Raw genomic sequence first — 14415 nt, forward strand, 5'->3', positions numbered from 1 at the left:
TCCAAAAAATACACTCGGTGATGCTACAAAAAAAAGCATAACATGTAAAGCAACTCGCACACTGCAGGAGCAGGCTGTTACAATCGACAAAATACGGAGCTCTATGAGAATCCCCCCCCCCCATGAATATTCCCGAGTTTGTCGAAGCGCTGCTAGAATGGTCTAGGGTCTTGAAAAAATGTTCTGTATATTTTGTCATCAGCAACTGGAATTGGGGCCGAGGAATCGAGAATTGTAAGCTTTAACAAAATTACAAGCTCTGTCACCTGACGCTCTTTGCTTCTGGAGCCAAAAATATCGCCTAATATCGGAGTTCCAGCCATCCCAGGAAGACCAGCAGAATCATTGGCGCTCGTTTCCTCCATCAATCCACCAGTTATGATTGTCTCTCCGTGTTTTCCTGTTATCACAGTATCCATTTCTCTAGTTTGAGTTATCGGTATTGATGATTTTGTAGCACCTTTAGAAGATACAGACGCCGCAGGATCGTCTTTATAACACAAAATCCTCGATATAGTTGAGTGCAAATATAAAATAACATCGCCTGTTGAAAAATTAACAGACGGCTGAACAAGAAGAACAAGACCTATAGGTATTGTCTGTATATGACTTTCTGCTTTTTGTATTGTTGGATTTGGGTACGGCATCAACACATCTTCCACCTGAAGTTCAAAAAACACCTCATTTCGCGCAACTTTTAGTATCGCAGGCTGATTGTTCAAAACAGTAAGCCGCGGGTTAGCAATCGTGCGCACCGCTCCAAATTTTTCCAAAAATGTCGCTATAGCAGAAACATTCGGAGACTGAATCGAGAATGAAAACACGTCTTTTTTTGGTACAGACTGAGTTGGATCAACCGCCATAGGCAAAGTATAATCGCCAAATGGAATCTTCATATTTGTTTTATGTTTTTTGTCAAAAAATAGATTCCAATTAACTCCTGATTTAAATTCATCAGAAAGAGTTATCTCTATTATCTTCGCTTCTATAAGTATTTGAGTAGTTATGAGCCTTTGCAGCTGCGCTATGTATGATTCAATCATTTTTTGCTGCCTGTCTGTTCCGCGAACAGATAAAACACCACTGTATTTGTTTAAAGAATAGCTCGCGTTAGAACTTCCTCCTCCAGGCGGAGTCAATATAAGAGAGAGCGCTTTTTCGAGCTCTTGCCAAAAGTCCGAGCTGATTTGATTGTTCAAAACTATATTAGAGCCGTTGTCAGCCGCACTTTTACCAGATTTTGGGCGCGCTCCTTCGGCGAATATGTCTGTCTTCACAGATGTTTGGGTCTGAGTCTTCCTAAGTCCGAGCAAAAACTGAATATTGTGAGTCTTAATATACGGAAGGTCCTCGCATATGTGCATAGTCCCGTTCATAAAGTAATATCTCAAGCCGCTAAGCGCACATATATTGTCGAGCACCTCTATAAAAGACTGACAATTTGCCCTATAAAATACTTGTCTAGATTGTTTGCAAAGACCATCTATAGCAACGCTAACATCTGCTTGTTTAGCAATATCAAGAAAAACGTCAGAAAGTGGAACTTTGCCAGATATGCATATCGATACTTTTTTGCTACAAAACTCTGGCAAAGTTTTTCGCGTAATTTCTGGCTGACGTACTTGCCGCGCTTGCGGAACAGGAGAAAGTATTTCCTCAAATTCTTTCTTTGTCTTTTTCGCATAATGGTCATAGTGGTAAAAATCAAAGTTCTTATTGTCGCAACCTGACATCACAACAACAGAAGCGCAAATCAGCGAACATCGAAAAAATGCATCACCAAACAATCGAAAAACCTTTATAACAAAAATTCCATTCACAATACGCAAGCCAAACCCCTCACACACTGCCACTATAGTTTGCTAATGGTTTATTAACATTATCTTAATGATTAGAGCTCGTATTAAACGTTTTAGCAATGCCCAAATCACAAAACACCCTAAACGCAGGAAAAAACTTTCCATGCCTCTGTTATAATGGATGCAAAATCGTCCACTACCTATTGAAAAAAAGATTTTATAAGTTAAAAATGGCTAGTGTGCCCGAACCTACGGAGATGATTAATGGAAGGAGTTTTTAATATCGCAGAAATCGAAGAAAGTATGAAAAAAGCAATATCTTCGCTCCAGAAAAATTTGTCTGGACTCAGAGCTGGAAGAGCTTCTCCAGACTTACTTGGCCCGGTGATGATTGACGCTTATGGCGGAAAAACACCATTGAGTCAGCTATCCACAATAACCGCCCCCCAACCAAGGACCCTATCAGTACAGGTTTGGGATGCGTCTTTAATAAAACAAGTGGAGAAAGCAATAATAGATTCTGGAATGAGCGCATCTGTAGACCAAAATTGTGTTTTCGTCACTCTTCCTCCGCTCACACAGGAACGCCGACAGGAAATGGTAAAAAAAGCAAAGGAATATGCCGAAAATGCACGCATCTCCGTACGAAATATAAGACACGAAGGGCAAAAACAGATACAGCTCGCGAAAGATACCGGGGCTTCTGAAGATGAGTGTTTCAGGCTTCAGAAAGACCTACAAAAGCGCACAGATGACTTTATAAAAAAAATAGAGGACATCCTTGTGTCTAAAGAAAAAGATATATCTGAGGTGTAGTTCTTTGCAACTCTGCTTTATGTAACTAAAAGGAAATAAAGAGACGAAATATGATGCGTAACCGTGAAAATAGTGACATTAACATATGGCCCGGGTTTGTTGACGCTCTCTCGTCTGTCCTTATAGTTATGCTATTTGTATTCACGGTTTTCATAGTTTCTCAGTTTTATCTGAGCCAAACAGTCGCCATCAAAAGCGCCGCCATCAAAAGTCTTGAGAAAAAAATGCACAGCGTCGAAGGCATCTTAGATAAAGAAAAAGGAGAAAAGAAAAACATAAAACGTGAACTGCTTGAATTCCAACATTGCATACTTCGACTGGAGGAAGAAAAACGCCTAATAGAGCAAGAAGCTGAAATGCTGCGCCAAAAACTAGCTCTCGCCCTAGGAGAAAACGATAAAATGGCAAAAAATGAGGAAAGCCTGCGGCTAACTATAGGGGATCTAAAAGAAAAAACTCAAAAACTAGACGAGAAGCTTCAAGCCGCTCTTGCCGCTCGCGTAAAAGAACTAACAGCTTATAAATCCGAGTTTTTTGGCAAATTAAAAGAAGCTTTAAGAAACAGAAAAGATATAAAAATTGTTGGAGACAGATTTATTCTTCAGTCGGAGGTTTTGTTCGAACAAGGCTCTGCAGACCTGGGCTCAGATGGAAAAAATAAGCTTCAAGAAATAGCAAAAGCAATTAAAGGAATAATAAAAACCATCCCAGAGGAAATTTCTTGGGTTCTTAGGGTTGACGGACATACAGACGACCTGCCAATAAAATCTGGATCAAGATTTGCATCTAATTGGGATCTTTCAACGGCGCGCGCTGTATCGGTTGTCAGATTTTTGATACAACAAGGGATGCCAGAAAAAAACATTGCTGGAGCCGGGTTTGCGGAATTTCACCCACTAGCTAAAGGAAAATCCAACGAACAACGCAAACAGAACCGTCGCATAGAACTTATTTTTGACCAAAAGGCCCCCTATGAAAGACAAAAATAGAAGACTCAGCCTCTTTGTCATAAAATCTTGCTCCAGAAGCAAGTAACAAGCGCCGCTAAAAGAGAATGCTTTTTCCTGAGCCAATTTTTGCCGCATAGCACAACCTACATTCTTTGAACCTTACGAAAAAACGGACCCGTAATAGCCAAAAAACCCTTAGAAGCGAGTCTATTCTAAAATCAATAATACTACTAGAATTGATCCTCTCGAATAGAAACAGTTTCACCATTATGAAGATAATCATATGCGGCGGAGGGCAGATAGGACAAAACCTTATTAGATATTTATGCTTAGATTATGAAGTGACTTTAATCGATACTGACAGAAGCATATTAGAAGAGGCCCAGGAGCAATACGACATACAAACGATACACGGAAGCGCCGCAGACCCGTTCATCCTCAAAAAAGCACAAATACAAGAAGACAGCGTAGTCGTATCTGTAACCGGAAGCGACCATGTTAATCTTCTTGCCTGCCAGATGTCCCATTTTTTGTTTAAAGCATTTCTAAAAGTAGCCAGACTTCGACACGAAAGTTACTTTGCTGATGAGTGGCAAGCTTTGATAAAGAAAAAGCTTGGCATAAGCGTAATCTTGTCCCCAGAAAAAGAGGCGGCAAAAACCATCCTGCAAAATATGGTAGTTCGTCACGCGTTCGACGTAATGCAGTTCGCGGATAAAAAGCTAACGCTTATCGGAGTTCACGCCTATGAGCGCAATTTCTTCCTTAGAATTTCTATAAAAGACCTGGAGGCGTCGTTTCAACTTTCAAATGGAAGAATTGCATGCATAATACGCAACTATAGATTGATAATTCCAGATGCAAATGACCAAATACTTCCAGGAGACGATGTATATTTTCTTATAAACTCTGACGACATTATAGAAATCATGGAGAATCTTGGTTTAAACCAACAAGATGTTCAAAAAGTTATCATTTTTGGAGCAACTGCAATCGGAAAATATATAGCAAAAAATCTTGAAGAACAAGAAAAATACGATGTAGTAATGATCGAAGAAAATCAAGAAGAAATAAAAAAAGCCGCATGTATACTGGAAAAAACAATGTTTCTAAACGGAAGCCCAGATAACCCAGAAGTCCTCCGAGAAGCCGGTATAGACGACACTGGATGCACAATAGCCGTGACAAAAAATGACACTATTAACATGATATCCTCTCTTATGGCGCATAGATTCGGAGTCCAGCACCCTATATCCCTTATAAATCATACGAGATACCTGTCCCCTCTTGCGGTCCTCGGAATAGAAAAAATGATAAACATGGCCCAGCTAACAGTGTCTGTGATACTTCAGCACATAAGCAAAGACTACATAAAAACATTTTTCCCACTCGAAGAATACGCAGGTGTTGTCATAGAAGCAGCCATTAGAAAAACCAGCCCAGCTCTTAAAATGAATTTTGAAAAAATACAACAGAGCGACCGCCTGAAAATTCTAGCCGTAAGGAGGCGTGACAAAATTTTAGGTACGGTATCTAAGCTGGAAGTCGGAGATCACGTAATAGCTATCCTTCTTTCAAACGAATACAAAAGATTTCAAAAAATATTTGAACCAGACTAGCGCTTGCAAAAATGTCCTGCTTTAATAGACGTCTGCATGGTAAATTTACGCAGATTATAAAAGCGGTTATTACAAAATCTTTTACATTCACAAAAATAGGCGCATTCTACTGGAGCAAGCGTACACTACGCGCGTGTAAGAAGTAGCCCTCTGAAAAAATGAGCTATACACATGAAAAAGATTTTCTTGTTAGCTGTTTTAATTTCAGCTGCTGCTGTTTGTTCTAATGGTGCGGAGGCGTCTAATAATAAAGGCAATTGCAGACTGCCTCCAGGAGGAGACGGAAGCAGACCGAAAGGCCCTTTTAGACCTGTGATAGGTGGAGAAGGGGTTTCCAGGCCAATACCGTAGAACCCCGCCTAAAACTGGCGGAGGCCAAGGATCATCAAACAACGACTGCACAATTTTCTAAAGTAGCTTAGTCGTATCCAAACCGCACACCAACTCTGATAGTGTGCGGTTTTTTCATTCCTAAACTTTGTAATACCGCCTTCAAGAAGTTTCGAATTTATAAATCAGCTCTGTAAACAAACATCAGTCAGTCGACCGCTCCACAGCTTAGTTCCGGCGCATGCTCACACAAACAGTTTGCAAATTGCGCCGAGTATACTATAATTCGGGCTGTATGGTTGTAAGAAACACGAATAGACATGTCTGCGATAGTGAAATTAGACGCTGCCGAGAGGAGCAATTTTCAAACTAAAGGTGAAAGAAGCGACCTTAGGAAGAACGGGTATGTTCCTGCAGTAATTTATGGAGGAGGCTCTCCTGCGGAGTCTTTATCTGTACCAGCTAAGGAATTTCGCAAACAGGTGTCTATTGCAGGTATAAGGGCGAGGGTGTTCGACCTTGGGTCGTTTGGCAGAGCGCTTGTAAAGGACATACAATTTGACCCTGTCAAAGACGTCCCTATTCACATAGATTTCTATAGGCTGCTTGAAGGCTCCAAAGTAACTGTAAGGGTTCCGATTAAGTTCACAAACAGCGAGAAATCTCCTGGAATAAAAAGAGGGGGCGTTCTTAATGTAATATCGCACGAGTTAGAACTGTCGGTTGATGCAACGCGCATACCCTCAGATATATCCATCGATATCGGGTGGATGGATATAGGAAAGTCCGTTCATATGAGCGACATTTCTCTTCCGGACGGGTCTGTGGTCATAGGGATAAAAGATTCTGATCCCATAGTTACTATAGTAGCCCCGTCCGGACTCGCGCAGTCCGAGACCAGCAACCAAGAATCCTAGAGCGCGTTCCTTGCGGAAGAAGTCCACGAGCGCCACACTCGACCAGGTTTTCCGATTTACGCTGTGCAGACCCGGAAGAGGTGCGCTATCGTTTGTCGCACTCGAAGCGATTGGCTATGAGTTTCTTGAAAACGTCCCCTCTGTGTTCAAAATTCTTGAATTGGTCGAAGCTGGCGCACCCAGGAGAAAACAGTATCACGGCTTTTTTCAAGACCAAAGAATCTCTAACCGAAGCCCCTTTCATAACTCTGCTCTCACACTCGTATTGCGCCGAACATAGCGCCGTTTCTATATCTCCGCTTTTTTCATACAAGATCCCGCTAGAAGAAGCTATATGAGCATACCTATCAGCCGCCTCACCTATAAAAAATGCCTTTTTAACATATCTTGCGATATCAGATATTGGAGCTAGTGAGTCGTCTTGAACAACCCCGCCACCAATCCAAAAAATATCGTAATCACGAGAAAACGCCAAAACTGCAGATTTTACAGCTTCCGGACTTGTCGCCTTACTATCGTTTACATAAACAACCTCTTTACAGCTTCCAACTATTTCTTGTCTATGCTCAAGACCAAAGAACCCATCAAAACACACATCTTCGACCCCCAAAGAACGACAAACGGCAATAGCTATAGCAGCATTTTGTATGTTGTGAGATCTAGAAAACCATTCGTTCTCCGGTAAAACATATTTGGCCGAACGTCCTTTTTCAAAAATGCCACTCGCACAGTAACAAAAATCAGCTTCTGATCTTTCTGACACATAAACAACCTTGCACTTTCTAGGCCCAGCAAACTCATGAAATTTGCTGCTATTTCGACTTCCGCAAGCGCCATCTTGATTTTGAAAAAAAACTTCTATGTCCTTCTGGCCATCTATTAAATCTCCAACAACTGCTCGCTTGGCCTGAAAAAATATTTTTTTCTTAGCCGCAATATATTCGCCTAGAGTTCCGTGCGCATCTATATGGTGGCTAGATATATTTGTGATCGCCGCAACCTCCAATGGAAGAAAATTCGTCAGCAAAAGCTGATATGACGAGATTTCAAGAATATACACCCCACGCAAATGATCTTCATCTGCAAAATCAAATATTGGGCAGCCAAAATTCCCTACAACTTCTGCGGCAATGCCGGCATTACAAAGAGCCCTCTTAACAAGCGCGCACGTAGTGGACTTTCCGTTTGTTCCAGTAATTCCGGCCATTTTTACATAAGAAAACATTCGTAAAAAAAGTTCTATATCAGACATAATCGCCGCTCCACCGCGCAAAGCGCAAGAAAAACTCGGATGTTTGTCGCGCTTGCTAACAACTCCAGGAGAAACCACCAAAACATCAATTTTCTCCCATGGAACATTTTTCACAAATTTAACGTTACGTGAATTTTGAAATATTTCCCGTGAGGAATAAAATTTTTCATCATTGTCATCGATGCAGAACACGTTGCACCCTGCAATCTCATAGATGCTCGCAAAAAATCGCGCAACAGATAGCCCCGTTTTACCAAGTCCTAGTATGGCTATATTCCGCGGAATATATGACAATTTCATGAGAAAACACCTCTTTCGACGCATCAAACACATAAGAATCCTAGCAAATGTCAGCTTTGTTCAAAAGCGTTTCAGCCTTCTTTCCGCGCACGCTCGTTTCTGATTAGTCAAAAAATTGCAAAAAATCGCTGCACATGAGATAATTTTTAGTAGCGGCAAGTTTAATAATAGATTTTATGACTTTTTATTTACGGAACTCGTTAATTTTTTGCGTAATTATTTTTTCCTCTATTACGTTTAGTTCTGAGGCAAGACAATTTTGTTATAGATACAAGCACTACCACTCTAAAAATCCAATCAAACCACACACTTCCAGCAACAGTTCTAAAAAAAATGAGACAGCCTCTGATAAACAAAAATATAAAGAATTCATGGCCTCTCTGAGTGGAATCGACGTATTTTCAGAGCTAAAAAGGCTGAAGCAGCAAACGAAAACACACCACTCACACTATTTATCGCAAAAAGACTTCGAGTATACACATAAAAAATCCGAATTTTCGAAAAATTTGGTATACAAAGTGCAAAATGACAACCTGGTCAACAAAAAAAGGTCGAAAGCTATTAATGGCTTCTTCCTTATACGGCCAGAAAAAATAGATCAATTCCTCAAATTTGTTTCTGAAAGCATCAAGAACAACAATGTTAGGGTCGTCTCTCTTCAAAAACAGCCGCGAGGAGTGTATAAGGTTGTGTTTAACGTAAAAATCGACAACAACAAAAGAAAAGACCTAAACCTGGTTTCTGATATGCCTCTCGGGGTCTCTATTTCGTTCTCACCAGTAGCGAAAAAAGTGTATTCCATTAAAAGGGCAAACAGCCTCGTAGCAATCGTAGATCCCAAATACAAAATTTTACGCACATTTTATGCGGCCGCAGATCCAAAAACAGCAAAACAGCTTTCTTTAGAAGATTTGGATAAATACAACAAGCTATGCACAGAAAAAATCTCTAAAAAATACACACAAACAGGATTTTTTCCAAACCATTAGGCGCTAGATTTGCGTTACATATCGTTACAAAACATTGGTTTGAATAACAGCAAAAAATAGATTATCTATTGTTATATGTTTTGTTTGCTATGACTTGTTATAGAATGTTTTTTAGGTACCAGAGGACGGTAAAGAAGCCCGTTCACTTTTGCGGCATAGGTCTTCATGGGGGAGCTAAGGTAAGAGTTTCTGTCTCCCCAAGCGATCGTGAATCTGGCGTGGTTTTTATCGACGAGCTGTCCGGACAAGAAGCCGTCGCAAACTGGAGGAACGTAAGCTGTACAAATTTCGCCACGTCTATTGCATACTCTGATGGGTCTTCGCTGTCTACAGTTGAGCATTTGCTTGCCGCTCTGTATGCTCTCGGAGTGTTTAACGCTTTTATAAAAATAGAGGGCTCAGAAGTCCCCTTATGCGACGGAAGCGCAGCAGATTTTGTTAGGGCTATATGCGAAACAGGAACCGCCGACATGCCTTTCGAAACTAAGATTTTGTGCGTAGAGAAATGCGTATTAATAGAAAGCGAGGAAAGGCGAATAAGCATTTCCCCATATAATGGTTTCTCTGTCAGCATGAAAACTCGAGTGAACTCTGAGGTTTGCCACACCCATACATTTGATTCAAGCATAGATTCTTTCGTTAACGACATAGCTCCAGCCAGAACTTTTGTTGAGATGAAAAACATACCAGTTATGAAAAGTGCTGGACTTATAAAAGGGGGCAGCATAAAGTCCGCCGTAGTATTCAACGATGACAAAGTTGTAAACCCGTGCGGTCTTCGATTTAGAAATGAATGCGCAAGGCATAAAGTCTTGGACGCGATCGGAGATTTTTCCCTAGCAGGGATGCCGATATTTGGAAGAATAGAAGGTGTACAGTCTGGTCATATGCTAAACCACTCCGCACTCAAAAAACTTATAGAATCCGAGTCGTTTTCGGTAAAAAAATACAGCGATTTGTTTTGCTGTGACGAGCGTCCTGACCTGAATTCTCTGAGCTCCAATGAGATCCATATAAAAACAGCAAGCTCTCCAGGGAGAAATTCAGCGAGAGCGCGAGAAGAGGCGGCAGCCGTATAAGCGGAGCATATTTTTCCAACAAGATCCGTTCCGCTCCTGCAGGCGTCGGCTTGTTTTTCTGATGCCTATGATAAAGACCACCTGCGCGCACTCTAGCCGCTCATTCTTCTGGCAGTCATTTGCGTTTACGCCATTCTATCTGTTGCCGTTTTATTTAGGCTAAACTATAATTTAACATAATCAAACTAACAGGTAGTGTTTTTTTCCGTATGCCGACCGTCCTAAAGATATTAAAGCTTGACCACGCAAACGATATAGAGCTTCCTTCATATGGGCTGGAAGGTAATTCTGGCATGGACCTAAGGGCCGCCGTATCAGCTCCCGTTGTCATAAACCCTTCAGAAAGGGCTTTGATCCCAACCGGGATACGCATTTTTTTCCCTTTTGGGTATGAGGGCCAAATAAGATCGCGATCTGGGATGGCTGCAAGCAACGGAGTTGTTGTTTTGAATTCTCCAGGCACAATAGACTCCTGCTATCAAGGAGAAATAAAGGTGATACTTATAAACCTTTCCGACAAAAGCTTTGTAATAGATCGCGGAATGCGAATAGCGCAACTTGTAGTCGCGCGGGTAGAAACATGCGACATTATAGAGGTAAACGAGCTGGAAATCCCAAATAAAACAGACCGGTCCGATAATGGTTTCGGATCCACGGGAATGCTATAAAATGTGCAAAAAAGGATGTTGAGATGAACACTTCATTTCTTAGCGAAGATATGTGCAAGGTGCTACAGGTTATCTCGCGCCTTCCAGGTCTGGGCCCTAAATCCGCAAAACGCATAGTCTTGCATTTGATGAAAAACAAAGACGTTGTGCTAGAAAATTTTATAAACAGTTTATCATTTATAAAAGAACGCTCTAGGTGCTGCGAAATTTGTGGATATGTAGACGAGAAAAGCCCTTGTTTTTTTTGTTCTTGCGATCTGAGAGACAAGTCGGCGCTTTGCATAGTGGCCACAACAGGAGATGTGTGGGCAATAGAAAAAGCAGGTTTCTTTAATGGCGCTTATCATGTATTAGGCGGCCTTTTATCCACTTTCGAAGGCTGCTATCCAGATGATTTAAGCATTGATATGCTACTCGGCAGGATAGATGCGTCAGTGAAAGAAGTGATACTAGCGTTAAACAGCAGCATTGATGGCCAAAGCACGATGTATTACATAATTGAGCATATAAAACGCACAGCTCCACACGTCAGGATATCATCTCTCGCAAAAGGGATGCCTATCGGAAGCGAACTCGATTATATAGACCAAGGAACGCTTATGAGCGCTTTCATAGGAAGACGCGACGTCGACGGAGTCGAATACAACCGTCACCATGAACCATCGATAGAAAATTTTTCTGGAAAGAACGAAAAGTATATAGAAATCGCAAGAGCCTAGAAGAATACATATAAACAACAACACAATACTAACACTGTTGGCATCGATGTCATCATTCTTCTGAGGCCCGCAAATTTGAAGCGCCTAAGCTATAGACTTCGTCTATGAAAGATTGTCTAAACGATCCTGGCGCCTTTACCGTTTCAAACGCTTTATCCGCACACATACAAAAGCACGCAGAAGCTAGGCGAGACGCTGTAAACGGGTCCGAAACAGAGCTAAACGCAGCAGCAAGACCAGTAAGAGAGCACCCCATACCGGTAATATTTTGCATAAGCTCACATCCACCAAAAAGCTCGCACGAATTCTCCGAACTTACTATGAGGTCTTTTTCTCCGCTCGCAGCCACAACACATCCTAAATTCCTTACAATTGCAATAGCTGAGGACTTCGCCTGTTCTGAGCTGCTTAGCGAATCAACCCCTCCGATATTTTTACTCTCAAAGCATCCATCAAAAGCCCGGCTTAGCGACATAATTTCGCTTGCGTTCCCGCGAATTATTGTCGCGCATTTTGCGATTTCTACGCTTACACTTGTTCTTAAATTGCTTGCGCCACAGCCAACAGGGTCCACTACAACTGGGATTTCATACCTTAGTGCAAAACGAGAAACATACCGACAAAATTCTAAAAACTGTAGATCCAATGTCCCTATGTTAATATATACAGCGCTTGAAATCCGCACAAGTTCCTCCGCTTCTTCGGCGCATATAGACACTATCGGCGACGCACCAACAGCAAGTAGCACATTCGCTACAAACTCCATTGTAACGAAATTAGTCGCACATAAAACGACAGGCTTTTTTTTTCTTACTTCTTGAATAATTTCACAGACTTCTAATTCTATTTTCTTCATAGCGGCATCACCAGCTTAACCTCCATAACAAGATTTGACTTGATAACAGCGAAAATTGCTAGTAGCATTGTCTAGATTTTTAAACGTCACTCCGTCAAACAAAATTGATTACAATTTTATTAAAATATTAAATATTATTGACGTTTTGTCTTTACAATTTTGTTGTTAATTGTTTTTTAGACGAGAAAATTGAAGAACTGCAGGTTTTTTCATATAAAAGGTGTTGAAAATTTTTTAATGTCGTGTATCATGTTGTTGATTGGGCGCTTTAAGGATAGATATGGTTGCCAAGAGGTTTTTTGAGCAGTTGTTGTTGTCTGTTGTTCCTGCCTTATTGTTTGTTGGGGGATATGCAATAAGGAATTACTATGAAATAGCATCTTTTTATGATCTTGCGGTTGCCTTACTAGCGATGAGTGTCCCGATCGCTGCTCTATTTTCTGTGGCTTTTTTCATATTAAGAAATAAAAAAGTAAATATAGGCTTAGTTAGTATGTATCTAGGGATATTTATTCTAACTTTTTCTTTTTTTCGATCCCATTTTATCGAATTTATTCCATGTAAATCTACGACTTTTTCTGTTCTATGGTTCGTCGCATTAGCGTTATTTATGTGGCTTGTGTATAGATTATCTAAAGGAGAGCTGTTTTGTATTTTTTCTAAGTATACTGCCTTCGCGGCCGTTGGATCTCAGGCGCTTCTTCTGTCGTTTGGAATGGTGGATCAGTCATTTTTTACGAAAGCAAATCGCATCAAAGACCGTTCTTGTAGTCTTGGAAAATTTAGCAAATCTCCGAATATTTATCTGTTTGTAATAGACGCCTTTCCTCACAGAAGCACTGTTAAAGCGCTCTTTGGGTTCAACGATATTTTATCCTCCGAGCTTTCGAAGATCGGCTTTTTTGTGCCTAAAGAATCTTTTTCTAACTATGGGTCTACGCGTTTATCCATAAGCTCTGAGATGAAGTGTGATTATTTAAAGACAAAAAAGGATTTAAAGATACCTTATAGCGAGGCCTCTTCCAGTATATGCTATATATCAAACAAAGTAGTTCAAACAATAAAAGATAATGGTTATAGGTATATTTTTGCCAGCGGACAAATGTTCCCTCTTCCGTTTGTTAGAAAAATTAAAGTTGCAGGAGGAATAGACGACTTAATACTAGCCCCTCGAAGAAAGGACATTATTTCCAGAATTTGCTCAAATGATGTGCTGGCAACCCTTGCTACGCAATCTGTAGCTCATGTGTTTATGCCTAAAAAAAACTTAAGCAAAGTTATTGATAACAGCATTTATATAGAACCTGGAATGATAAAAAGAGCGCTGCCAGACATATTGAGCGCAAAGAAAAAGTTTTTCCTATTCGCGCATTTCTTTCAGATACACGATAACGTCGTCACCAATGCTGATGGAACCAAAAAATCCAGTGGGTTTATATATGTTGGAGGCAAGGAATCAAACACTGCGTTTGTAAAAACAATCCAGGTTTTTAGTAGAAAATTTCTAGACTTGATCAATTTTATAGTTGAAAATGATAAAAATGCATTAATAGTTATTAACAGCGACCATGGTCTTCCTGTTATTCTAAATGGAGAATATTCTGCAGCTACTGGACGGTTAGCGAAATCTATGACTAATTCGCAGTTTATGAACCATTGGATGAGCGATTTCGCCTTTGGAGGTATTGTAAAACAAGTCATTCAATACCGGTATAGGAATTTGATCGCCATGCGGTTTCCTGAAAAAACAAAGCTAGATAGCTGCTTCGCCAAATTTTCTGACGGAGATAGGTTCTCCAATGTAAACATTTTCAGGTGCGTGTTTGATTTTCTGGGAATAAAAAATATTGAAAAGTTGAAAAGTAAGAGTTTTCCAGTTTCTTCTAAATCTTTGTCTCCAGAGGATATTTCAAATATGTATAAAAGTTTAGCAAAAATAAAAGATAGCATGAAAATTACAAAAAGCAGCCCTAAGGAAAACGCGAAGGAGAAAGGTAATAGTGATAGCAACGTTACAGGCAGCAACCAAAGCTCGAAAAATATCGAAGATGGGAACTATACGTCAGATGACCTTGACCTCACCAGCGTAATCTATGCTGATGATTAATAATCTATGCGAGG

Annotated in this window: 13 protein-coding genes; 10 read left to right on the forward strand and 3 right to left on the reverse strand. The window is 40.5% G+C overall.

The features are described from left to right. Positions 1-152: 152 nt before the first annotated feature. Positions 153-1820: a pilus (MSHA type) biogenesis protein MshL gene (locus HYD_RS02630; RefSeq protein ID WP_236864666.1), complete on the reverse strand. Its 1668-nt coding sequence runs from the start codon at positions 1818-1820 to the stop codon at positions 153-155. 243 nt (positions 1821-2063) lie between these two features. Between HYD_RS02630 and frr the strand changes: the two genes are divergently transcribed. The 5 genes from frr (at position 2064) to HYD_RS02655 (ending at position 6431) form a co-directional block, all read left to right on the forward strand. Continuing rightward, on the forward strand, positions 2064-2615 hold the full coding sequence (gene frr, locus HYD_RS02635; protein WP_236864668.1) for a ribosome recycling factor: 552 nt from the start codon (positions 2064-2066) through the stop codon (positions 2613-2615). A 50-nt stretch (positions 2616-2665) separates the two neighbouring features. Beyond that, entirely contained in the window at positions 2666-3604 is a 939-nt protein-coding gene (locus HYD_RS02640; protein ID WP_236864670.1) for an OmpA family protein, read from the forward strand. Between the two features lie 230 nt (positions 3605-3834). After that, positions 3835-5184: a Trk system potassium transporter TrkA gene (gene trkA / locus HYD_RS02645; protein ID WP_236864672.1), complete on the forward strand. Its 1350-nt coding sequence runs from the start codon at positions 3835-3837 to the stop codon at positions 5182-5184. A gap of 171 nt (positions 5185-5355) precedes the next feature. Further along, complete coding sequence (locus tag HYD_RS02650) at positions 5356-5535, forward strand: hypothetical protein (protein WP_236864674.1); 180 nt, start codon at positions 5356-5358, stop codon at positions 5533-5535. Between the two features lie 299 nt (positions 5536-5834). After that, complete coding sequence (locus HYD_RS02655; RefSeq protein ID WP_236864676.1) at positions 5835-6431, forward strand: 50S ribosomal protein L25/general stress protein Ctc; 597 nt, start codon at positions 5835-5837, stop codon at positions 6429-6431. Positions 6432-6516: 85 nt separating this feature from the next. On the opposite strand, the gene murD is transcribed toward HYD_RS02655, so the two are convergent. Then, on the reverse strand, positions 6517-7983 hold the full coding sequence (murD, locus tag HYD_RS02660) for a UDP-N-acetylmuramoyl-L-alanine--D-glutamate ligase (protein ID WP_236864678.1): 1467 nt from the start codon (positions 7981-7983) through the stop codon (positions 6517-6519). 371 nt (positions 7984-8354) lie between these two features. Between murD and HYD_RS02665 the strand changes: the two genes are divergently transcribed. The 4 genes from HYD_RS02665 (at position 8355) to recR (ending at position 11438) form a co-directional block, all read left to right on the forward strand. After that, positions 8355-8972 carry a hypothetical protein gene (locus HYD_RS02665; RefSeq protein ID WP_236864680.1) on the forward strand — a complete coding sequence of 206 codons (618 nt, stop codon included), beginning with the start codon at positions 8355-8357 and terminating at the stop codon, positions 8970-8972. Between the two features lie 104 nt (positions 8973-9076). Further along, entirely contained in the window at positions 9077-10051 is a 975-nt protein-coding gene (gene lpxC, locus HYD_RS02670; RefSeq protein WP_236864682.1) for a UDP-3-O-acyl-N-acetylglucosamine deacetylase, read from the forward strand. A gap of 179 nt (positions 10052-10230) precedes the next feature. Next, positions 10231-10719, forward strand: coding sequence for a dUTP diphosphatase (gene dut / locus HYD_RS02675; RefSeq protein ID WP_419469459.1), 489 nt, complete (start codon positions 10231-10233; stop codon positions 10717-10719). Between the two features lie 23 nt (positions 10720-10742). Beyond that, positions 10743-11438, forward strand: a complete 696-nt coding sequence (gene recR, locus HYD_RS02680) for a recombination mediator RecR (RefSeq protein WP_236864685.1) — start codon at positions 10743-10745, stop codon at positions 11436-11438. Positions 11439-11490: 52 nt separating this feature from the next. On the opposite strand, the gene thiM is transcribed toward recR, so the two are convergent. Then, a complete protein-coding gene (gene thiM / locus HYD_RS02685; protein WP_236864686.1) occupies positions 11491-12294 on the reverse strand; it encodes a hydroxyethylthiazole kinase in 804 nt (267 codons plus the stop codon). Between the two features lie 280 nt (positions 12295-12574). Here thiM and HYD_RS02690 point away from each other — a divergent pair, with 280 nt between their 5' ends. Then, on the forward strand, positions 12575-14401 hold the full coding sequence (locus HYD_RS02690) for a hypothetical protein (protein WP_236864687.1): 1827 nt from the start codon (positions 12575-12577) through the stop codon (positions 14399-14401). Positions 14402-14415: the final 14 nt, after the last annotated feature.

This window comes from Candidatus Hydrogenosomobacter endosymbioticus (assembly GCF_021654655.1).
In the GTDB taxonomy this organism is placed as follows: domain Bacteria; phylum Pseudomonadota; class Alphaproteobacteria; order Holosporales; family GW7; genus Hydrogenosomobacter; species Hydrogenosomobacter endosymbioticus.

Coding starts and splice junctions, on each gene's coding strand:
- HYD_RS02650 (WP_236864674.1), top strand. CDS start 5,356: ATGAAAAAGATTTTCTTGTTAGCTGTTTTAATTTCAGCTGCTGCTGTT.
- HYD_RS02655 (WP_236864676.1), top strand. CDS start 5,835: ATGTCTGCGATAGTGAAATTAGACGCTGCCGAGAGGAGCAATTTTCAA.
- lpxC (WP_236864682.1), top strand. CDS start 9,077: ATGTTTTTTAGGTACCAGAGGACGGTAAAGAAGCCCGTTCACTTTTGC.
- HYD_RS02665 (WP_236864680.1), top strand. CDS start 8,355: ATGGCCTCTCTGAGTGGAATCGACGTATTTTCAGAGCTAAAAAGGCTG.
- murD (WP_236864678.1), bottom strand. CDS start 7,983: ATGAAATTGTCATATATTCCGCGGAATATAGCCATACTAGGACTTGGT.
- trkA (WP_236864672.1), top strand. CDS start 3,835: ATGAAGATAATCATATGCGGCGGAGGGCAGATAGGACAAAACCTTATT.
- thiM (WP_236864686.1), bottom strand. CDS start 12,294: ATGAAGAAAATAGAATTAGAAGTCTGTGAAATTATTCAAGAAGTAAGA.
- HYD_RS02640 (WP_236864670.1), top strand. CDS start 2,666: ATGATGCGTAACCGTGAAAATAGTGACATTAACATATGGCCCGGGTTT.
- recR (WP_236864685.1), top strand. CDS start 10,743: ATGAACACTTCATTTCTTAGCGAAGATATGTGCAAGGTGCTACAGGTT.
- frr (WP_236864668.1), top strand. CDS start 2,064: ATGGAAGGAGTTTTTAATATCGCAGAAATCGAAGAAAGTATGAAAAAA.
- HYD_RS02690 (WP_236864687.1), top strand. CDS start 12,575: ATGGTTGCCAAGAGGTTTTTTGAGCAGTTGTTGTTGTCTGTTGTTCCT.